Source organism: Hymenobacter lapidiphilus (assembly GCF_003417065.2).
GTDB lineage: Bacteria > Bacteroidota > Bacteroidia > Cytophagales > Hymenobacteraceae > Hymenobacter.
Window position 1 is genome coordinate 33,252 of sequence record NZ_QVLT01000008.1, and the last position, 19,883, is coordinate 53,134.

19 protein-coding genes, 1 tRNA gene and 1 pseudogene are annotated in these 19,883 nt (G+C 59.0%); 14 read left to right on the forward strand and 7 right to left on the reverse strand.

Annotated elements, in window-relative coordinates; translation table 11 throughout:
- Positions 1–79 precede the first annotated feature (79 nt).
- Positions 80–601 (forward strand): DUF2867 domain-containing protein, encoded by a 522-nt coding sequence (locus tag D0N36_RS06470; RefSeq protein WP_199798314.1) that lies wholly within the window; start codon positions 80–82, stop codon positions 599–601.
- A gap of 246 nt (positions 602–847) precedes the next feature.
- Here the strand turns inward: D0N36_RS06470 and D0N36_RS06475 are convergent, their stop codons facing one another.
- Entirely contained in the window at positions 848–1,771 is a 924-nt protein-coding gene (locus D0N36_RS06475) for a DUF808 domain-containing protein (RefSeq protein WP_116940591.1), read from the reverse strand.
- Positions 1,772–2,008: 237 nt separating this feature from the next.
- Positions 2,009–4,102 (reverse strand): phosphate acetyltransferase, encoded by a 2,094-nt coding sequence (pta, locus tag D0N36_RS06480; RefSeq protein WP_116940592.1) that lies wholly within the window; start codon positions 4,100–4,102, stop codon positions 2,009–2,011.
- A gap of 182 nt (positions 4,103–4,284) precedes the next feature.
- Here pta and crcB point away from each other — a divergent pair, with 182 nt between their 5' ends.
- On the forward strand, positions 4,285–4,662 hold the full coding sequence (gene crcB, locus D0N36_RS06485) for a fluoride efflux transporter CrcB (protein ID WP_116940593.1): 378 nt from the start codon (positions 4,285–4,287) through the stop codon (positions 4,660–4,662).
- 114 nt (positions 4,663–4,776) lie between these two features.
- On the opposite strand, the gene D0N36_RS06490 is transcribed toward crcB, so the two are convergent.
- The 5 genes and pseudogenes from D0N36_RS06490 to D0N36_RS19530 form a co-directional block, all read right to left on the reverse strand.
- A tRNA-Leu gene (locus D0N36_RS06490) sits at positions 4,777–4,858 on the reverse strand.
- A 25-nt stretch (positions 4,859–4,883) separates the two neighbouring features.
- The gene (locus tag D0N36_RS06495; protein ID WP_116940594.1) at positions 4,884–5,426 is read right to left on the reverse strand and encodes an iron-sulfur cluster co-chaperone HscB C-terminal domain-containing protein; all 543 of its coding nucleotides are present in this window, start codon (positions 5,424–5,426) and stop codon (positions 4,884–4,886) included.
- Between the two features lie 116 nt (positions 5,427–5,542).
- Positions 5,543–5,851 carry a putative quinol monooxygenase gene (locus D0N36_RS06500; protein ID WP_116940595.1) on the reverse strand — a complete coding sequence of 103 codons (309 nt, stop codon included), beginning with the start codon at positions 5,849–5,851 and terminating at the stop codon, positions 5,543–5,545.
- Positions 5,852–5,976: 125 nt separating this feature from the next.
- Entirely contained in the window at positions 5,977–6,246 is a 270-nt protein-coding gene (locus D0N36_RS19525) for an SAM hydroxide adenosyltransferase (protein ID WP_317191442.1), read from the reverse strand.
- A gap of 148 nt (positions 6,247–6,394) precedes the next feature.
- Positions 6,395–6,877 (reverse strand): annotated as a pseudogene (locus D0N36_RS19530) (SAM-dependent chlorinase/fluorinase); the annotation flags it as partial.
- 54 nt (positions 6,878–6,931) lie between these two features.
- Here D0N36_RS19530 and D0N36_RS06510 point away from each other — a divergent pair.
- From D0N36_RS06510 to D0N36_RS06565, 12 genes are all read left to right on the forward strand, one after another.
- On the forward strand, positions 6,932–7,948 hold the full coding sequence (locus tag D0N36_RS06510) for a PhoH family protein (RefSeq protein ID WP_116940596.1): 1,017 nt from the start codon (positions 6,932–6,934) through the stop codon (positions 7,946–7,948).
- Between the two features lie 175 nt (positions 7,949–8,123).
- Complete coding sequence (locus D0N36_RS06515) at positions 8,124–8,555, forward strand: GNAT family N-acetyltransferase (RefSeq protein ID WP_116940597.1); 432 nt, start codon at positions 8,124–8,126, stop codon at positions 8,553–8,555.
- Between the two features lie 89 nt (positions 8,556–8,644).
- On the forward strand, positions 8,645–10,882 hold the full coding sequence (locus tag D0N36_RS06520; protein WP_116940598.1) for a ComEC/Rec2 family competence protein: 2,238 nt from the start codon (positions 8,645–8,647) through the stop codon (positions 10,880–10,882).
- Positions 10,883–11,055: 173 nt separating this feature from the next.
- Entirely contained in the window at positions 11,056–11,868 is an 813-nt protein-coding gene (locus D0N36_RS06525) for an enoyl-CoA hydratase/isomerase family protein (protein ID WP_116940599.1), read from the forward strand.
- A gap of 119 nt (positions 11,869–11,987) precedes the next feature.
- A complete protein-coding gene (locus D0N36_RS06530) occupies positions 11,988–12,485 on the forward strand; it encodes a sterol desaturase family protein (protein ID WP_116940600.1) in 498 nt (165 codons plus the stop codon).
- A gap of 128 nt (positions 12,486–12,613) precedes the next feature.
- Entirely contained in the window at positions 12,614–13,510 is an 897-nt protein-coding gene (locus tag D0N36_RS06535) for a MerR family transcriptional regulator (RefSeq protein ID WP_116940601.1), read from the forward strand.
- A gap of 261 nt (positions 13,511–13,771) precedes the next feature.
- On the forward strand, positions 13,772–14,287 hold the full coding sequence (locus tag D0N36_RS06540; RefSeq protein WP_019947844.1) for a sigma-70 family RNA polymerase sigma factor: 516 nt from the start codon (positions 13,772–13,774) through the stop codon (positions 14,285–14,287).
- Between the two features lie 180 nt (positions 14,288–14,467).
- Positions 14,468–15,949: a phytoene desaturase family protein gene (locus D0N36_RS06545; protein ID WP_116940602.1), complete on the forward strand. Its 1,482-nt coding sequence runs from the start codon at positions 14,468–14,470 to the stop codon at positions 15,947–15,949.
- Between the two features lie 117 nt (positions 15,950–16,066).
- Positions 16,067–16,909 carry a phytoene/squalene synthase family protein gene (locus D0N36_RS06550; RefSeq protein WP_116940603.1) on the forward strand — a complete coding sequence of 281 codons (843 nt, stop codon included), beginning with the start codon at positions 16,067–16,069 and terminating at the stop codon, positions 16,907–16,909.
- Between the two features lie 116 nt (positions 16,910–17,025).
- On the forward strand, positions 17,026–17,547 hold the full coding sequence (locus D0N36_RS06555; protein ID WP_116940604.1) for a hypothetical protein: 522 nt from the start codon (positions 17,026–17,028) through the stop codon (positions 17,545–17,547).
- 125 nt (positions 17,548–17,672) lie between these two features.
- Positions 17,673–18,881 carry a carboxypeptidase-like regulatory domain-containing protein gene (locus tag D0N36_RS06560; RefSeq protein WP_116940605.1) on the forward strand — a complete coding sequence of 403 codons (1,209 nt, stop codon included), beginning with the start codon at positions 17,673–17,675 and terminating at the stop codon, positions 18,879–18,881.
- 98 nt (positions 18,882–18,979) lie between these two features.
- Positions 18,980–19,828: a 4-hydroxy-3-methylbut-2-enyl diphosphate reductase gene (locus D0N36_RS06565; protein WP_116940606.1), complete on the forward strand. Its 849-nt coding sequence runs from the start codon at positions 18,980–18,982 to the stop codon at positions 19,826–19,828.
- The last annotated feature ends 55 nt before the right edge of the window (positions 19,829–19,883 follow it).

Consider the following 19,883-nt stretch of genomic DNA (forward strand, 5'->3'; position numbering starts at 1 on the left):
GGCAAGCCCCAAACCGTTAGCGGTCATTGTAAAAAGATACTGCATAGAATAATCAATAGAAAAAATGACAGTAAATAATATGGAACTTCCTGACAAATCAGTCCTTAACAAGGACGAAACACATTATGACTATATTGATAGCTACCAAAGTGATTTCTTTGACAAAAACAATAATATCAGTCCGACAGAAATTGGAAAAGCATTTTTTTCAAGTGGACCAAAATGGGTTGCAAAACTATTTGCATTAAGAAATAAAATAGTTAGAATATTTGGACTAAAAACTTCAGGAAGCGTAACTAACAGACAAAAGCAACTTGACAGTTTTAAATGCGAACCAGGAGAACAACTTGGACTTTTTAAGGTGTTTAGCAAGACAAATAATGAAGTTGTGTTAGGAGAAGATGACAAACACTTGAATTTTAGGGTTTCATTATTACTTGACAAATTGCCAAATGAAACAGACAAAAAAACATTAACAATAACGACAACGGTAGTGTTTAATAATTGGTTTGGACGACTTTATTTTTTACCTGTTAGACCTTTTCATAAACTTATTGTTCCGGCAATGTTGAAAGGATTTATAAAAGAATTAGAAAAATGATACAATTAAACACGAACGAAGAAAAACCAACGAACCGCTAACAAGGGTTTTGCGAAAAAGTGGCAAAAGTGCTAAATTGAACATTTGTATTTCTATCAACATTTGTAGTTTATTGAACATTTGTGCCTTGAATTCCCCTTCTTCGCAAAGCCCCGGCCCGTTAGCATAAAAATGGCACAAAAAGCGGCCGCTGCTTCATTAAAAGTAGCGGCGCTTTTTGTGCAAGTCCTAATCTGTTTATGAGCTTTACTGCTTACTTGGCATTAGTTTCTTCACCAGCCGCACCACCTGGTCAATCAGGAAGCCCAGAATAAGGCCACCGATACCGCAGGCCACCACTTTGGCCAGCCACGCCACTACTGGCGCCGAAGCCAGGGCCTGTTCGAGGTCATCGAGCAAGTGGCTGGTGAAGGGAATGCCGTGGGCAATGATTTCGGCTCCTACCCACAGCATGGCGGCGGTACCCACGTAGCTGAGGATATTCAGGAAGCTGGGCATGAATTTCACGATGCCGCGGCCAAATTTTTGAACGGCGGGGCTACCTTCTTTCTGCGCCAGGTGCAGGCCGATATCATCCGCCTTCACAATCAGGCCCACAAAGCCGTACACGGCCACGGTAATAAACACGGCCACGGCCAGCATCACAACAATCTGGTTCACCAGCGGCGAGTCGACCACCTGGCTGTAGGCAATGGCCATAATTTCGGCCGACAGGATAATATCGGTTCGCACGGCCCCGGCAACCCGTTCTTTCTCCAGCTCTTCCGGCGTAATGGTCTGCATCTGCTCACTATCCGGCTGCACCTCGGGGTGCTTGCTGAACATGGAATGCACCTTCTCGTAGCCTTCGAAACATAAATACGCTCCGCCCAGCATTAAAATAGGCGTGATGGCCCAGGGCGCGAAATACCCCAGCACCAGGGCCGCCGGAGTTAAAATGAGCAGCTTGTTGAACAGCGACTTTTTGGCAATCTGGAAGATGATGGACAACTCCCGGTCGGGGTCCAGGCCCACCACGTATTTGGGGGTCACGGCCGTATCATCAATCACGATGCCCGACACCTTGCCGGTCGTTTTAGCTACCTGCGCCGGCACATCGTCCAGGCTGGCCGCGCTGACTTTCACCAAAGCCGCCACATCATCTAATAAAGCAAAAAGTCCGGAAGCCATAAGGGGGGTTAAGTGCTTGGGTTGTAAAGCTGTTTAGTGTTTAGAACGTCAAAAGAACGTCCTGCTTTGGCTGCGCCCAGCAGGACGTTCTCATTCGTGTCAGTATCTGGCGAAATACGGCTAAACAGCTTCTGTGTCTGAAAAAGCGTTCTACTGCTATGCCTTTGTAGCCGGCTGCAAGCTACCGAAAAGCCCCCGGGGAGCCGTGAGGCAACTCCCGGGGGCTCGGGCCGGCACTTATACTTCCTGCGCCTGAATGGCCGTCAGCAGCACCGTGTTGTAAATGTCATCCACGGTGCAGCCGCGGCTTAGGTCATTCACGGGTTTGTTGAGGCCCTGCAGCATGGGGCCGATGGCCAGGGCCCCGGTTTCGCGCTGCACGGCTTTGTAGGTGTTGTTGCCCGTGTTCAGGTCGGGGAAGATGAGCACGCTGGCCTGGCCGGCCACCGGCGAGCCGGGCAGCTTCTGCTGGCCCACAGTCAGGTCCACGGCGGCGTCGTACTGAATGGGACCTTCGACGAGCAAATCGGGGCGCAGCTGCCGTACCAGGGCCGTGGCCTCGCGCACCTTGTCCACGTCGGTGCCCTCGCCTGAGGTGCCCGAGGAGTAGGAGAGCATGGCGATGCGCGGCTCGATGCCGAAGCGCCGGCTGCTTTCGGCCGACGATATGGCAATTTCGGCCAGCTGGGCGGCGGTGGGGTTGGGATTCACGGCGCAGTCGCCAAACACGGCTACCCGGTCGGGCAGGCACATGAAGAACACCGACGACACCACCGACACGCCGGGCTTGGTTTTGATGAACTGCAGCGCCGGCCGGATAGTGTGCTGGGTGGTGTGCGCTGCCCCCGATACCATGCCGTCGGCCAGCCCCTTGTACACCAGCATCGAGCCGAAATACGATACGTCGGTCATCAGGTCGCGGGCCATTTCCAGGTTCACGCCCTTGTTTTGGCGCAGCTCGTGCAGCGTCTGGGCGAATTCGGGGGCCAGCTCGGAGGTCTGGGGATTGATGAGTTGCACCCGCGCCGGGTCGAGCGGGCGGCCCAGGCGGCGGGCGGCGGCTACTATCTGGTCCGGCTCGCCGAGGATGATGAGCTCTACCACGTCCTGCTCCAGCAGCCGGGCCGCTGCCAGCAGCACCCGGTCATCGTTGCCCTCGGGCAGCACAATGCGCTTGCGCTGGCCCCGCGCGCCCTGCAGCAGCTGGTACTGAAACATGTGGGGCGTGAGGCCGCGGGGCGCAAAGGTGCTTAGCTCCTGCAGCAGCCGGGCGGTATCGAAATGGCGCTCGAAGGTTTGAATGGCGAGCCGGATTTTGCTTTCCTGGCCCGGCCCGATGCGCGACTGGATGCGGCCCACGCGGGTAGTGGCCTCGAACGTGCCGGGTTCGACCAGCAGAATAGGCACCACCTCGGGCAGGCCCTCAATCAGGCGCAACACCGACTCCTCGGGCCGGTAGCCGCCCGAGAGCACCAGCCCGGCCACCCGCGGATAGTTGGCCGAACTATTGGCCTGCAGGGCGGTGAGCATTATATCGGCCCGGTCGCCGGGCGTGATGATGAGCACGTTTTCCTGCAGGCGCAGTAAAAAGTTGGGCACCTGCATGGCCCCATTGATGAAGTGGTCGACGGGATTGGCCAACAGCTCGTGCCCGAACAGCAGCTCGCCGCCCAGCTGCTCCTGAATTTCGAGCATGGTGGGGCTGCGCAGGGCCTGGGCTTCGGGAATAACGGCCAGCAGCATGTCGGGCGAAAGCTGGGCGGCGAGCCGGGCCTGCACCTCGGCCAGCTGCTCGGGCGGCACCCGGTTGAGTACCAGGGCCAGCACCCGCACGTCCTCGTTTTCGGCATCGCGCCTAATGGAAAGCGCTGCATCCACAAGCTGGTCGGCAGATTTGCCCAGGCCCGACATCAGCAGCATCACCGGAATGCTGAGCGTGTGGGCCACCTTCCAGTTCAAATCGAGCTCCAGAGCCAGGCCGGTGCCCACGAAATCGGTGCCCTCGACTACCACAAAATCGTGGGCTTCCTCAATCTGCTTGTAGCGGTGGATAATGGTGTCGAGCAGCTGGCCAGTGCGGCCGCCTTCGAGCAGGCGCAGGGCCTGCTGGCCGGTGTAGGCGTAGGTATCGGCGTAGGGCTGGGGCAGCTGGAAGTGCTGAAGCACCGTTTCGATGTGGGCGTCAGGCCGGTCAGGGCTTTCGGGGGTGATAATGGGCTTGAAGTAGCCCACCTTCTGGGCCTGGCCCAGCAGCAGGTTCACCAGCCCCAGCGTAAGCACCGATTTGCCGCTGTAGGGCTCGGCGGTGGCGATATAAACAGCTTTGCTCATGAGTTAGGAAGTTTTCTTGCGGAGAAACAAGAGAACTGGAAACGCTCCGCACCAGCAAAACTAAGCACTACCCGCCCGCCGGCCCGATGTGCCAGTTGGCGGCCATTCTTTACCTTGCCGCCGGTTGGGCCCCAAGCTGTCCGCACGGTGCCTAGCCATGGCAGCCCATTTACTAAACAGGTATGAACAGTTCGGTGTGGCTTATTGGCCTGGGAGGTTTCATCGGGTCGGTGAGCCGCTACTGGGTGCAGCAGTATTTTCTGCGGCTGGTGCCGGGTGTCTTTCCGCTGGGCACGTTCGTGGTAAACGTGCTGGGCTGCCTGCTGATTGGCCTGCTATTGGGCATCTTCGAGCGGCACACCGCCGTGCCCGCGCCCTGGCGCCTGTTCCTGACCACCGGCTTCTGCGGGGGCTTCACCACTTTCTCCACCTTTGCCTACGAAAGCGTGGCGCTGGGCCGCACCGGCGAGCTGCTGCTACTGGCCCTGTACGCTGCCGGGAGCCTGCTGGTGGGCATGCTGGCGGCCTTTCTGGGCTTGTGGGCGGCCCGGTTTATTTGAAGCCGATTCGTTGTTCCAAGTGGCCCGAACGCAAAAAAGCCTCAAAAACTGCATCTACGAACAGATTTACAGCGTTTGAGGCTTGCTCTAGCAGAAGCGGCTAGCGCTTCCGAGTACCCGGAGCCGGAATCGAACCGGCATATCTCTCGATATCGGTGTTTGAGACCGACGCGTCTACCAGTTCCGCCATCCGGGCGCTTCAACCCGTTCCAACAGGTAGCTTAGGAACGGGCTGCAAACTTAGAAAGAGATTCGCGAATGCGCAATAGGTAGCGCTTTTTGAGGTAGTAGGTCAGCACCTGCTGCAGGGCCTGGGGGCGGGCATCGGTGGGTAAGCCTACGTAACCCGCCAGCACCGGCTCTATGCCGGCATCGAGCGTATCACTCAGCGCGTTGACCTCCGCTTCCAACGTAGCTTCAGCTGCCGGATCAGGCTCAAATTCCAGCTCCATCAGCTGCTCATTCAGGTCCATTACCTCCATTAAAAAATCGGGCGGCAGTGCCTGTTTGCCTTCCTCAAGCAAGCCGTGGCGACCCAGAATGTATGCCATTCGCTGGTCGGGGTGGCTGAGGGTGCGGTAGGCATCGGTGTTGAGCGTGGCCAAGTGCAGGATTTCCTGCTGCTTCTCGGCGCTGGCCGTGGCGTGGAAATCGGGATGATACTCGCGGCTCAGAGCATAGTATTTGCGTTTGAGCCCTGCCTCGTCGGGGCGGAAGGTTTCAGGCAGCTCGTAGAAATCGAAATAGTTGGGCGTTTCGGGCATGGGGTCGAGGAGAGAGGGGGCGGGCTGCCGGTGAAGCCGGAGGCAGCGCAAACTGTCGGGTTCAACCAATGGCTGGCCCGATAGGTTGCGGTGCCGGCCCTAAAGGCAGAGCCGGATCAGGCTCCGGCCGGGGCGGGAAGTTCAGCAGGGCGAACGGAGAAGGCCAGCGGCGGGGCGGCAAATAAGGCCTTAGTAGCCGGCCAGACCTGCCCGAACAACGCCGAGCGGCGGTAGGCGTTCAGCGCCTCGGCCGACTCCCAGTGGCTGTGCGTGCAGTAAACGTGCGGGTCGTCGGCATCCTGCCACAGCTCCAGATGGCGGCAGCCCGGCATCTGCCGGATCTGGGCTTCCGAATCCTGAAAAATGCGCAGGAAAGCGGGCACGTGTTCGGGGGCGAAGGTGAGGCGAACAATCCGGATCAGCATCGGCGCAGCAAATGAAAGGGAAGACATATAATTGGCGCGACTGTCATAGTGACCGATATGTATTAACATAATGTAAGCACGAAAAGTATTTTCCTTCCTGGAGAGCCGTTAAGACACATTTTCCCTCAACCCAGGTAACGCACATCTACCTGCGAATCGAAGTGCAGGCCCAATAGCTCGGAGGCATTACCCTGGTTGATGCCGATGCACAGCCGGTCCTGACTGTTGAATATACACACGGCCTCGCCGGGGTCGGCGGCCTGGAAATGGGGCACAATGGCACGCACGGTTTCGCGGGCGAAGTGGATGGTAAAGGGCCGGTCGCGGCCGATGACTTCGAGGGCCGAGCGGGAGATGTCGGTTATCAAGTTGCCGTAGTGGTCGACGTGGACCACGTGGCCGGTGACACAGTTGTCCTGCAGGCGCAGCTGGCGGTTGAGCAGCTGGTAGGGCTCGGCCAGCTCGGGGCCAAGGTCGGCCAGCGGCGCCCTGGGCCAGATGCACGGCAGCGGGCACCAGCAGGTCGCGGGTGGGGGAGGCGGTGGGCTGCTGGCCGGCGCTGAGGCGCACGAGTAGTTCGGGCGCTCCGTCGCAGAGCAGGGGCAGCAGGCCGTTGTCGGCGGCCACGAAGTAGTGACCCTGGAAGCGGGCGGCCAGCCAGGCAGCGTGGGGCGCGCCCAAATCGTTCACTCCCACCAAATGCACTGTGCCGGCCGGAAAATCGGCATACACGGCCTCCAGCACGTGTACGGCGTGGGCAATGTTGAACGGCTCGATGCCGTGGGTGAGGTCGAGTACTGGCAGCTCGGGGGCCAGCTGCAGAATTCGCGCCTTCACGGCGGCCACGTAATGGTCGCGGTAGCCGAAATCTGACAGAAACGTAATCAAGCCCATGACCGGAAATTGGGAGTTATTCGTACTATTGCTTTGTCCCACGTGGGGGTGGCAAAAGTAGCCCTTTTGCCCCGAACCAGGTAGGGCAACGATAACTAAGGTTTCGCTGTTGTATGCAGCAGAGGCCTTCATCCGTCGGGCGCTCAGCCCCTTGTTTTTCTCTTTTCTCTTTTAAAATTTCCTGGTTTGGTCGAAAAAGTCATTACGTTGGAAAATGTGTCCCTGGTGGAGTTCCTGGGGCCCGACAACCAGAATATCCGCCAGCTTGCGGCGGCCTTCCCGGGCAGCAAAATTGTATCCCGGGGCAACGAAATCAAGATTCAGGGCCAGCCGGCCGTTATCAGCCGCATCAACGAAATCCTGTCGGCGCTCATCGAGCACTACCACGAATACGGCACCATCACCGACAAAACCGTGAATCAGTACCTTTCCTCGGCCGATGAGGAGGTGGAGGAAGCGCGCATGGCGGCCGCGCCGGATGTTATTCTGTTTGGGGCCAAAGGCGGCGTTATAAAGGCCCGCACGGCCAACCAGCAGCGCTTGGTGGAAGCCGTGATAAAGAACGACCTGGTGTTTGCGCTCGGGCCGGCCGGTACGGGCAAAACCTATATTTCGGTGGCCCTGGCCGTACGGGCGCTCAAGAACAAGGAGGTTAAGAAAATCATCATTTCGCGCCCCGTGGTGGAAGCGGGCGAAAGTCTGGGTTTCCTGCCCGGCGACATGAAAGAGAAGGTTGACCCCTACTTGCGGCCTATTTATGATGCGCTGGAAGACATGCTGCCGCCCGAGAAGTTCAAGTTCTACATGGAGAACAAGACCATCGAAATTGCGCCCCTGGCCTACATGCGTGGCCGGACGCTGAACCACGCCTTCGTGCTGCTCGATGAGGCGCAAAACACCACACCCTCGCAGCTGAAGATGTTTCTGACCCGCATGGGCCCGCACGCCAAGGTCATGGTGAACGGCGACCGAAGCCAGATCGACCTGCCCACCAAGCAGAAGTCGGGTCTCAACCAGGCCCTCGATATTTTGCGCGACGTGCCCGGCATCGGCTTCATCGAAATGACGGCCGACGATGTGGTGCGCCACCGCCTGGTAAAGGAAATCGTGCTGGCTTACGACCAGTTCGATACCGAGCAGGAGCAGGAACGCGCAGACCAGGCCAACCGCCCCGTGCGCCCCGCCCAGCGGCGTGGGGAGTAGTGTTTTAGCGGATAGCGGTTAGCCCTTCGCCTTTCTCAACCAGCAGATTTGGCGTGACCATTTGAATTACTACCGTAAAAAAAGCGGCGACCCAGCTACGGGCCGCCGCTTTTTTGTGCCCGCTTAAACGCTGGCCGCGTATTTTCACGCTTCGCCATTTTCTTCTCTTTACGCTATGCAAGTCCGCTGCATTACCACCGAAGCCGACCTGGAAGTGGCTCTGGCTATCCGCCGCACCGTGTTTGTGCTGGGCCAGAACGTGCCCGCCGACCTCGAAAACGACGCCCACGACCGCACCGACGCCACCCACTACCTCGCCCTGACCGCTGCCGGCCAGCCCTGCGGCACCGCCCGCTGGCGGCCTACTGCGCAGGGTGTAAAGCTGGAGCGCTTTGCCGTGCTGGCCGAGTACCGCAACCAGGAGGCCGGCGCGGCCCTGCTCGCCGCCGTGCTCCACGACGTGCAAGCTGCCCATCCCGGCGCCCTGGTATATCTGCACGCCCAACTGCCTGCCGTGCGTTTCTACGAGCGCCACGGCTTCGTTAAAGCGGGGGAGAAGTTCGTGGAGGCCGATATCGAGCATTACAAGATGAGTTGGCAGGGCTAACGAAACAATATGTTGCCAATGCTTGCAGTCTGCTATATTTTATTCACCTTGATTACCAGATAGCTACAGCTTAATCCCCGCGCCCCGGTATGCAAGTCAAATGGGCCCCGAATGCCTTCGTGCGCCTTGTGCTGCCGCTGATGGCCGGCATCCTGACGTATTTGTATTATGGCGCGGCGCTGCCCAGCGTATGGCCGCTGCTACTGGGGCTGGGGGCGCTGTTTGGCGGCGTGCAATGGTGGGCGGCGCGGCGGCCCGGGCCCGGCCCGACCGACGCGGCGGGGCTGCTGGCAGTAGTGGTGCTGTACGTGGCCGGCCTCACGCTCACGCAGCAGGCCACCGAAAGCCGGGAGAGCAACCACCTGTACCGTTTTGGCGGCGAAGTTGAATTTTACCGGGCCGTGGTGGACGACTACACCGTGCGCCGGCCCGCCACCTACGCCACTACCGTGCGGGTGTCGGCGGTGCGGGTGGCGGGGCAGTGGCGGCCGGCGGTGGGCGGTATCCGCGTTTCCGTGCCGCGCACCGATTCGCTGCCCGCCCCGCAGTACGGCGACCTGTGGCTGGTACGCGGCGCGCCGGCCCCGAGCAAGGCCCCGCTCAACCCCGGCGAGTTCGACTACCGCCGTTACCTGCAGTATCACCAGGTTTACCACCAGCAGTTCATCCATCCCGACCAATACCAGCGCATTGGAATAGCTCCGCCGAGTTTGCTGCGGGCCGTGGCCATGCGGGCAGCGCGGGTGGTGGAGGGCGTTTTCAAGCAGTACGTGCATGCCAAGCGCGAATACGCGCTGGCTTCGGCGCTGGTGCTGGGCCTTAAAGACGACGTGGACCAGCAGACCAAAGAGGCCTACGCCAACACCGGCACCACCCACATTATGGCTGTGTCGGGCCTGCAGGTGGGGCTGCTGTTTGGGGCCGTGAGCTGGCTTCTAGGGCTGCTGCCGGGGCGCCGCGGGCCGTTGATGCGGCTGGCCACTGCCCTGGCCGGACTAGGCGTTATCTGGAGCTACGCCTTCCTGACGGGCCTGTCGGCCTCGGTGCTGCGGGCTACCGTTATGTTCTCGTTTCTGCTAGTGGCCCGCGCGTTTGGCCGGCAGACCTCGATGTACAACCTGCTGGCCGTGGCCGCCTTTTTCCTGCTCTGCTACGACCCGTATCTGCTCTGCGACGTGGGCTTTCAACTCTCGTTTCTGGCCGTGCTCAGCATTGTGTACCTGCAGCCGCGCATTGCTGCTTGGCTGCACCCGAGGGCCTATTTCCTGGCCCGGCAGCGGCCCTGGCAACCGCCGGCGGTGCAGCGGCTCTGGAAATGGACGGGGGTGGGGCTCGACTGGGTGTGGAAGGCTACGGCGCTGTCGTTGGCAGCCCAGGTGGCCACGTTTCCGCTGGGCCTGTTCTACTTCCACCAGTTCCCGCTCAGCTTCCTGCTTTCCAATCTCGTAGCCGTGCCCATTTCCAGCCTGGCCGTGTACGTGGGGTTGGTCCTGCTGGTCCTTAAAGGTGTTGGCTGGCTGCTGGGGCTGGTTTCGGCCACCGCCGCGCATGGCTTCGACTACCTTATCAAGGGCCTGGCGTGGGTGTTTGAAAACATGATCTGGCTCTTCAACGAGTATATTTTCCTTATTGGCCGCTCATTGCCCGGGGCGCTGGTATCGGGCATTCACATCACGGCCCCGCAGGCCTGGCTGGTGTTTGGGGTGATTCTGGCCCTGCTGGCCTTCTTGGCCCTTAAACGGCTGCAATGGCTGGCGCTGGCCTGCACGTTTATGGGTGTGTTTGCCGGCAGCCGGGTGTGGGCTGCCCGCCAAATGGCCCCCGATGAGCAGCTCGTGGTCTACAGTATTCCGCGCCGCTCGGTGGTGGGCTTCTGGCAGGGGGCGGCCGCCGACATCGTACCCCTCGACTCGCTGCCGCTCACCGAAACCGAGCGTACCTACCGCATTGTGCCGGGCAGTATCCGCCGCAACGCCCGGCGCGTCAGCTACTGGCCCGGCTGGCGGGGCGGCCCGGTGCCGGCGCTGGTAGCCGAGCCGGGCCTGGTGCTGGCCGGCTGGCGGGGCCGGCAGCTGGCTTTCATCAGCGGGCGGCTTAGCGGCAGCACCCGGCCGCTGCCGGGGCTGGCGGTCGTGGTGCTGCGCCGCAATGCCCGCGTGCGGCCCGCTGAGGTAGCCGCGTTGTTCGGAACGGCTCCGCGAATCGTTTTCGACTCAAGCTGCAAAAGCTGGTACGTGGCCCGCCAAGATTCGCTGTTTCAGGCCGCCGGGTTCCGTACCCACGATGTAACGCTGGCGGGGGCTTTCGTGGTGGGTAGCCAGCCGTAGGAGTACAAAAAACCAGCGGCAAGTAGCCGGAATCCGGGTGCAGCCCGTATTATAATAGCATCAATTTTGCTAGGTTTGGATTTTCGACCTCCTTCTGGCTCAGCCCGGCCCCTTGCTGCGTGCATCCACCGGCCTTTTTGCTGACCCCCATCCTTGCCCCACCCACCCCGATTATGGAAGACATGCCCACTCAGCAACTGGAAGAACTGCGCTATATCCGCTACGACATCCAGGAATCTATTGGCTATATTACACTCAACCGCCCCGACAAGCGCAATGCGCTCAACGCCAACGTGGTTACTGAGCTGAAGCAGGCATTTGCCTACGCCGAAGAAGATACTGCCTGCAAGGTGATTGTGCTGCGGGCCGAAGGCGACGTATTCTGCGCCGGGGCCGATTTGGGCTACATTCAGGAGCTGCAGAGCTTTGGCTACAACGAGAACCTGGCCGACTCGACCCACCTCATGCAGCTGTTCCATCAGATTTACACGCTCAATAAGGTGGTAATCGGGCAGGTGCATGGCCACGCGCTGGCCGGCGGCTGCGGGCTGGCTACCATCTGCGACTTTGCCTTCACCGTGCCGGAAGCTAAATTTGGTTACACCGAGGTGAAAATTGGTTTTCTGCCGGCCATTGTCAGTATTTTCCTACTGCGCAAAATCGGTGAAACCCGCACCAAGCAGCTGCTGCTCACCGGCGACGTAATTCCGGCCGATAAGGCCCTGGAATATGGGCTGGTGAACTTTGTAGTGCCCCGCGCCGAACTGGCCGACAACGTATACCGCTTTGCCCGCCGCCTTTGCGTCGAAAATTCGGCCCAGAGCATGGAAAGCACCAAGGAAATGATGGCCCGCCTGCCCGAAATGCCGCTTGAAGACAGCCTGCGCTACGCCGCCCGCATGAACGCCGACGCCCGCAGCTCCGACGACTGCCGCCGCGGCATTGCTGCCTTCCTCAACAAGGAAAAACTGACCTGGGATAATTAGGGAGTGTGGTGATACTAAAGGAGTCCGTTCTGCTGAGCGTAGTCGAAGCAGAACGGATTTTTTTATTGCCACTACATCACCTGCTAAACCTTCTCGCTTTTTCGCTGGTTAGGGCTACTATGACAACGCTGGGTGCCGTGGCCGTTACGACGGCTACTTTTTTGGGAATGGAGTTCGTAGCCTGGTTCATGCACCGCTTTGTGCTGCATGGGCCGCTGTGGTTTCTGCACCGTTCGCACCATGTGCGCCATCCGCACCACTTCGAACGGAACGACTTCTTCTTCCTGTTTTACGGCTCGCTTTCGATGCTGCTCATTATGTTTGGCTCCGAAGCACACGATTTTCGGTTCTGGATGGGCGTGGGTATTGCCAGCTACGGCACGCTATATTTTTTCGTGCACGATGTGCTGATTCATGGCCGCCTGCGCTTTTGGCGTAAGTCGCGCAACACGTATCTGCGGGCCCTAAACATGGCCCACAAGATGCACCATAAAACCACTGGCCGCAACGGCAGCGAAGAGTTCGGCCTGCTATGGGTGTCGCCCAAGTATTTCCAGCTGGCGCTGCGCCGTCCTGCGCCCACCCGTGTGCTGAAATCAGCCAAGTCGGCCGACTGAAGATTTGCAGCCAGCCGACTTGGCTGATTTCAGTAAAGGTTTGAAAGCGTGTTTCGGATCTTTAATAGACCATCTTTCTCTCGAATAAAAGCTAATAGCCAGCCGCTAACAGCTATCAGCTTAAAAAAATGGGTTACTTCTCCATTTCCGATTTAGAGCAGCTTTCGGGCGTCAAGGCACACACGATTCGGGTGTGGGAGCAGCGCTATGGCATTCTGACCCCCGCGCGTACCGCCACCAACATCCGTACTTATTGCGAAGACGACTTGCGCCGGCTGCTGAACGTGGCCACGCTCTGCGACCGGGGCTACCGTATTTCCAAGGTAGCCAGCCTAAGCGAGGCAGATCTTTCGACAGCTGTGCTGGCCGGTAACGACGCGGCTCATAACTACTGCCAGCGCGTAAACGGGCTGCTGGCCGCCATGCTGGCCATGGATGAGTGCCAGCTGGTCCACTTGCTCGATCAGGCCATTCAGCAATTAGGACTCGAAGAAGCCATTCTGCGGGTTGCTTACCCGTTTCTGCAGCGCATCGGTATTATGTGGCAGGCCGGAACCGTGAATCCGGCTCAGGAGCATTTGATAACCAATTTGTTACGACAGAAAATGTTGGCTGGCACCGACGCCCTGCCGCCGGTGTCACCGGCTTCGGCCCGGCGCTGGGTGCTGTTTCTGCCCGAGCGCGAGATGCACGAGTTGGCGCTGTTGTTTATGAACTACGTGCTGCGGGCTCGCCGCCACCATGTACTGTACTTGGGCCAGAACCTGCCCGCTACCGAGCTGAAAGCCGTGTGTGCCAGCTACCAGCCCCACGCCGTGCTGACGGTAATGACCGCCGTACCCGAGCGTGATGAGGTGGGGCACTTCGTGCAGCAACTGCGCACCTATTGCCCCGGTACCGAGCTTTACCTCTATGGCCCGCTGGCCCAGCTGGATTTTCCGCTGCCGCCTGAAACCACCCGCCTGAGCCTGATTACCGACTTTATAGCCTTGGTGGAAGCTGGTGTAGAGTCGGCTGAGGCGTAGCGCCGCAAACCGATGTGGTGGCCCCGCCGTACCTGTTTTGAGGGAGGAGACCGGTAGCGAACGGCCGGATAAATACATGCCGATCCCGACCGAAAGCAGGGGCTGGAACCCGAACTGGTATTTTATGACGGCAAAACTGGCCCTGGCGGCATCCGAAGCCCGATACTGATTGGTTGTGCGAAATAAATTGACCGGTTCGCGTACTTTTTGGTGGTGCGTGCGTATATTTGTTTAACATTTGGCCACCAAAAGCTAAACAGCATGACCTCTCTTGAATTCACTGACCAGGTACAGAAGATTTCTTATTCGCTGAAGCCGGTGGCGATGAACCTGACCCGCGACGCCGACGACGCTAAAGACCTCGTGCAGGAAACCCTGCTTAAGGCTATGCTCAACAAGGATAAGTTTAAAACGGGTACCAATTTGAAGGCGTGGTTGTACACCATCATGCGCAACACCTTCATCAACAACTACAACAAAATAACCAAGCGCAATAGCAACATCGATAGCACAGAGTACTTTCAGTACTTTAATACCGATGAAAACTACATTACCCACAACGGAGCCAGCTCCGATTTCGTAGTAACGGACATCAATGCGGCTATCGCCGGCCTTTCGGCCGACTACCGGACGCCGTTCATGATGTACTACATCGGTTACAAGTATCTGGAAATTGCAGAAAAGCTGCAGATTCCGATCGGAACCGTGAAAAACCGAATCCACATCGCCCGCAAAGAGCTCAAGCAGGCGTTGAAGACATACGCCCCCGGTGTGTAGGGAATAGGGAGAGAGTACAGACCCGCCCCGGGCGTATCACGGGCCGCGGACTACGCAACCAGCTTTGGCCAGCGTAGTTTGCGGCTCGTTGTCTTTTCCGGAAACCAAACTTCCGGGCCGCCTGGCGGTATCTTAGCGTAGTCAGGCTGGCGAAACCAGCAAAATCCCATATTTGCGTCTGTGAGCAAACACATCATAGTTATCGGGGCCGGCTTTGCGGGCCTGTCGGCGGCTACCTCTCTGGCCCAGCAGGGCTGCCGCGTTACGTTGCTGGAGAAAAACGAGGGCCCTGGTGGCCGGGCGCGCCAATTTCAGGCCGAAGGGTTCACCTTTGATATGGGCCCGAGCTGGTACTGGATGCCCGATATTTTCGAGCAGTACTTCGCTAAGTTCGGCCGCAAGGTGAGCGACTACTACGATTTGGTGCGACTCGATCCTTCGTACCAGGTGATATTCAAGGGCCCCGAGGCGGTAGATATTCCGGCAGCCATGGGCGAACTGCGGGCGCTGTTCGAGCGGTTTGAGCCCGGTAGCGGTGCTCGTCTCGACGAGTTTCTGCGCCAGGCCGCTTACAAGTACAAGGTAGGTATTGGCAAGTTTGTGCATATGCCCGGCCGCTCGCTGCTGGAGTTTGCCGACCCGCGCCTACTGGTGGATGCCGTGCGCCTGGATCTGCTCCAGAGCATGCACAAGCACGTGCGCAAGTTCTTCAAGGACCCGCGCCTGCTGGAGCTGGTCGAATTCCCGATTCTGTTTCTGGGCGCCACTTCCGAAAACACGCCGGCCCTGTACTCGCTTATGAACTACGCCGACCTGGCGTTGGGCACCTGGTACCCTATGGGCGGCATGCACAAAATTGTGGAGGGCATGGTGGCTCTGGCCCGCGAGCAGGGCGTGAAAATCGAGTACAACGCGCCCGTAGAGCAGATTGTGGTGGAAAACGGCCGCACCACTGGCGTGCAGACTGCCACTGGTTTCCGGCCCGCCGACGCCGTGGTGGCCGGCGCCGACTACCACCACGCCGAGCAACACCTGCTGGCCCCCGAGTGGCGCACCTACTCGGAGGAGTATTGGGATAAGCGCACAATGGCGCCTTCGTCGTTGCTGTTTTATGTGGGCGTGAACAAGCGCCTGCCCAACCTGCGCCACCACAACCTGTTTTTCGATGAGGACTTCGGCCTGCACGCCGAGGAAATCTATGAGAACCCGAAATGGCCCACCCGCCCGCTGTTCTACGTGTCGGCCCCTTCGCAAACCGACCCCTCGGTGGCCCCCGAAGGCAGCGAGAACATTTTCCTGCTGGTTCCGGTGGCTCCCAACCTGCCCGACCCCGAGGCCACGCGCGAGCACTACTACAACTTTATTATGGAGCGGCTGGAGCGGCACTGCGGCACCAGCATCCGCGATGCGGTGGTGTACAAGCGCAGCTACGCCCACCAGGATTTCATCGACGACTACCACAGCTACAAGGGCAACGCCTACGGGCTGGCTAACACCCTGCGCCAGACGGCTATCCTCAAGCCCGGCCTTAAAAGTAAGAAAGTCAGCAACCTCTACTTCACCGGCCAACTCACCGTGCCCGGCCCCGGCGTGCCCCCCTCGCTCATCTCGGGCCAGGTAGTGGCAGGGGAGGTGATTAAGGAATTAGGAGTTAAGAATTAGCTGTTTTAAAAGCCTGCCAGAAAATCTGAAGTACGGATTGAGGATGCTGAATGAGTCGTTTTGCTAATCGAGCGACATTCAAAATTCGAAATTCAAAACGCATAATTCAAAAAGCATTTGGACCACGTTGCCCTTTTCACTGAAACCAGCCGGGCGTGCAGCAAGCTGATTACCCAGCGCTACAGCACGTCTTTCACGCTTGGTATCCGCACGCTCGACCAGCGGTTTCACCTGCCGGTGTACTCGGTGTATGGCTTCGTGCGGTGGGCCGACGAAATCGTGGATACTTTCCACGAGCACGATAAGGCCGCGCTGTTTGCCGACTTCGAGCGCCAGACCTACGAGGCCCTGGATAAACGGATCAGCTTGAACCCGGTGTTGCACGCTTTCCAGGATGTGGTACACCAGTACGGTATCGACCGGGAGTTTATCGCGGCCTTCCTCTATAGCATGGAGATGGACCTCGACGACCGGAGCTACGACCAGTCGCTGTACAGCAAGTACATCTACGGCTCGGCCGAGGTGGTGGGGCTTATGTGCCTGCGCATCTTCTGCGAAGGCAACCAGGCAGAGTTCGAGCGGCTGCGCGAGCCGGCCCGGCGGCTGGGCTCGGCCTTCCAGAAAATCAACTTCCTGCGCGATATCCGCTCCGACTACGAAGAGCGGGGCCGGGTATATTTTCCGGGGGTGCAGTATGAACGGTTTACCGATGCGGTAAAGCGCGACATTGAGGACGACATCCGGGCCGATTTTAAGGCCGGTTACGCGGGCATTGTGCAGTTGCCACGGGCGGCCCGGCTGGGCGTTTACCTGGCGTATGTATACTACCTGAAGCTGTTCCAGAAGATACGGCAGCTGCCGGCGGCCTACATTCAGCAGCAGCGGGTGCGGGTGCCTACCAACACCAAGCTGCTGCTGCTTATGGGCTCGTGGCTACGTTACCGGATGGCTAAAATATAGGCCTGCGGATGCCGAATTGCGCTGAATTTCGCTATTTGGCGTCATAATTGAAGCAAGGCGGCCGCTGTAGCGGCAAACCTAACCGCTATGTCCGCCGCCGTTTCCTGTCCTCTGCCGTGCCTAAGTTTCTGATTCTAACCATCCTTCTGACTTTTTCCACGCTCGTGTCAACCGAAGCCAACCCCTACGCCCTGCCCAAGCTCCGCCAGCAGTATCAGCAGGCGGCCGCCAGCAAAGAAGCCGGCGAAAAGTTTCATAAACTGATGAGCGCCTATACCCGGCAGGATGCCGTGGTGCTGGCTTATAAGGCGGCGGCCGAGGCCATCCGTGCCCGCGACGCCTCCATGCTCAGCAAACTTACTTATGTCCAGCAGGCCAGCAAGCAGTTCGAGCAGGCCGTGCAGCTCGATTCGGCCAACCCCGAAGTGCGGTTTCTGCGCCTGAGCGTGGAAAGCAACCTGCCTTCTTTTCTGGGCCTGAGCCAGCACGTAGACGAAGACCGGCAGTTTTTGCTCAAGACGCTGCTCAACCACCCAAACTCGGGCCTCGATGCCGAATCGTTCGGGCTGGTGCGCGATTTTCTGGTAGAACGGGGCCATGTTTCGGACGCCGACGCCCAGAAGCTGGCCCGGTTATAGAACCACCTATACACTATGACGCCCTCGGGTAGCGGATTGGTTTTCGGCTCCACAGGGCCTCCCGGCCTGTGCGCGGCCCATTGCATGGCATCCGCCTTTTGGGTTCTTCCCTTCTTACTTTGCCTATGAAATCTTCGCTATTGCTCCTGCTGGTTTTTCTGCTCGGTGGTAGCCTTGCCCAGGCACAGGCAATTCTGCTGAAAGGCCGCGTGCTTGATGAGAAGAACCAACCCGTACCGTACGCCGGGGTAGGGGTAGTAGGGGCCGAAGTGGGTACGGCTACCAACGAAGCCGGCGAGTTTCTGCTGCGGGTTCCGCGGCTGCCCCAGCAGCTTACGGTAAACAGTCTGGGCTTCGAGCCTGCCATACTCAACGTCAACGCTGCAACGGCGGCTTCGCCGCTCGAAGTCCGTCTCAAAAATAGCTTAGTGGCCCTGCCCGAAGTGCGGGTTCGCAACCCCGGGCAGGTGGCGGCCGAGTTGGTGCAGCGCGCCAGCGCCAAACTGGCCCGGCACCAGCGCGATGCCATGTACGGGCAGGCCTTCTACCGCCAGAAGCAGCGCCACAACGGCCGCTATACCGAGTTCATGGATGCCTTCTACGACGTGCGCTTCACGGCGGAAGGCGTTAGCGGCTGGCAGCTGACGCAGGCCCGCTACGGACAGGTGAGCGAAGAAACCGGCGTGGATATGATGAATTTTTCGGCCGCCATGCGCCTGATTCCGGTGTACGACCCCAAGCCCAGCCCCCGCAAGGTGGCCGTGCCGCTGGGGCCGCGCGCTACCGAGCAGTTCGTATTTCAGCTGCGCGAAGTATTGCGCGATGAGTCGGGCGAAGTAGCCGTTATCGACTTCCGGCCCCGGCCCGAGCTGGGCCAGTCGGCCCTGACTGGCACGCTTTACCTCGACATGGAAACGGCTACCCTGCGCCGCATGGAAAGCCGGGTGCCTATTGCCGACCTCATGTCGCTGCAGTTCGGCGAAGGCACCAGCCTCGACTCGCAGAATATGCACCTGACCGCCGATTTTGTGTCTTATCAGGACTCGCTCAGCCAGCTACGGGCTGTGCGGGCCGAGCAGCGCATTGTGCTGCGCTATAACGGCCGCCCCGATACTACTACGCTCAGCGGCAATCTGTTCTTCTATCGCTACGCCAAGGGCGCCAACACTAAAGGCTATAAAAGCACCGGTGTTAATTACAACGACCTGCGGCAGGCCCGAAAAGGCCCCTACGAACCCGAGTTCTGGCGCAACCGCGAAGTGCTACGCGCCTCGCCGGCTGAGGAGCGCGTTATCCGCGACATGGAGCAGCAGCAGGCTTTCGGTACGTTTTAGCCGAACGGCCCGCACTGGCGGGGGCGGGCTTTTGCGAAATCCGGCTTATCTTCCGCTAGCCGTAACCTTCCGGGCTGCTTCCAGGTTACTGTTTCGCTATGCCGCACCACCTAAGCGTTCGAATCGACCCCAACTCCGGCTTCTGCTTTGGCGTTATCTATGCCATTCAGATGGCCGAAGACCTACTCGATGAGCAGGGCTACCTTTATTGCCTGGGCGATATTGTGCATAACGACGAGGAAGTGGAACGTCTCGAACGCCGGGGCCTGCGCATCATCGACTACGAGCAGTTGGCCGGCCTGCGCCGTGAGGCTGTGCTCATCCGGGCCCACGGCGAGCCGCCCAGCACTTATCAGATGGCCATGGAAAACGAGCTTACGCTCGTTGACGCCTCGTGTCCGGTGGTACTTAAGCTGCAAAACCGAATTAAAACCAGCTACGACAAGCAGGACCGGATCTTCATCTATGGCAAGCATGGCCACGCCGAAGTGCGCGGCCTGCTGGGCCAGACCAGCGGAAATGCCGTGGTGTTTGAGAGCCTGGAGGAGTTGCTGGGCCACGAGTTGCCGTCCCGCCTCACGCTCTACAGCCAGACCACCAAGAGCACCGACTCGTTCTACCGCATTAAAAACGAGCTGACAGAGCGCGGCTACGAGGTAAATGCCAACGACACCATCTGCCGGCAAGTAAGCAACCGCGACAAGGACCTGCGCCGCTTCGCCGCCCAGTACGACCAAGTGGTGTTCGTGTCGGGTACCAAAAGCTCCAACGGCAAGGTGCTCTACCAAGTCTGCAAGGATACCAACCCAGCTACCCACTTCATCTCCAAACTCGACGACCTTGACCAGGCTTGGTTTGAGCCGGGCCAGAGTGTGGGCATCTGCGGAGCCACCAGCACCCCCATGTGGCAGATGGAGCAGATCCGCGACGCGCTACTGGCGCTGTAAAGCGCTGAAAGAGTAAGCAAGCCAATGAGTGAACTGACGTATTCTGTTGCTGAAA

Excerpts from the sequence above, each read along its gene's own strand:
- D0N36_RS06565 (WP_116940606.1), top strand. The coding sequence starts at position 18,980 with ATGCCGCACCACCTAAGCGTTCGAATCGACCCCAACTCCGGCTTCTGC.
- D0N36_RS06535 (WP_116940601.1), top strand. The coding sequence starts at position 12,614 with ATGGGTTACTTCTCCATTTCCGATTTAGAGCAGCTTTCGGGCGTCAAG.
- D0N36_RS06470 (WP_199798314.1), top strand. The coding sequence starts at position 80 with ATGGAACTTCCTGACAAATCAGTCCTTAACAAGGACGAAACACATTAT.
- D0N36_RS06530 (WP_116940600.1), top strand. The coding sequence starts at position 11,988 with ATGACAACGCTGGGTGCCGTGGCCGTTACGACGGCTACTTTTTTGGGA.
- D0N36_RS06560 (WP_116940605.1), top strand. The coding sequence starts at position 17,673 with ATGAAATCTTCGCTATTGCTCCTGCTGGTTTTTCTGCTCGGTGGTAGC.
- D0N36_RS06540 (WP_019947844.1), top strand. The coding sequence starts at position 13,772 with ATGACCTCTCTTGAATTCACTGACCAGGTACAGAAGATTTCTTATTCG.
- D0N36_RS06525 (WP_116940599.1), top strand. The coding sequence starts at position 11,056 with ATGGAAGACATGCCCACTCAGCAACTGGAAGAACTGCGCTATATCCGC.
- D0N36_RS06515 (WP_116940597.1), top strand. The coding sequence starts at position 8,124 with ATGCAAGTCCGCTGCATTACCACCGAAGCCGACCTGGAAGTGGCTCTG.
- pta (WP_116940592.1), bottom strand. The coding sequence starts at position 4,102 with ATGAGCAAAGCTGTTTATATCGCCACCGCCGAGCCCTACAGCGGCAAA.
- D0N36_RS06475 (WP_116940591.1), bottom strand. The coding sequence starts at position 1,771 with ATGGCTTCCGGACTTTTTGCTTTATTAGATGATGTGGCGGCTTTGGTG.
- crcB (WP_116940593.1), top strand. The coding sequence starts at position 4,285 with ATGAACAGTTCGGTGTGGCTTATTGGCCTGGGAGGTTTCATCGGGTCG.
- D0N36_RS06500 (WP_116940595.1), bottom strand. The coding sequence starts at position 5,851 with ATGCTGATCCGGATTGTTCGCCTCACCTTCGCCCCCGAACACGTGCCC.
- D0N36_RS06495 (WP_116940594.1), bottom strand. The coding sequence starts at position 5,426 with ATGCCCGAAACGCCCAACTATTTCGATTTCTACGAGCTGCCTGAAACC.
- D0N36_RS06520 (WP_116940598.1), top strand. The coding sequence starts at position 8,645 with ATGCAAGTCAAATGGGCCCCGAATGCCTTCGTGCGCCTTGTGCTGCCG.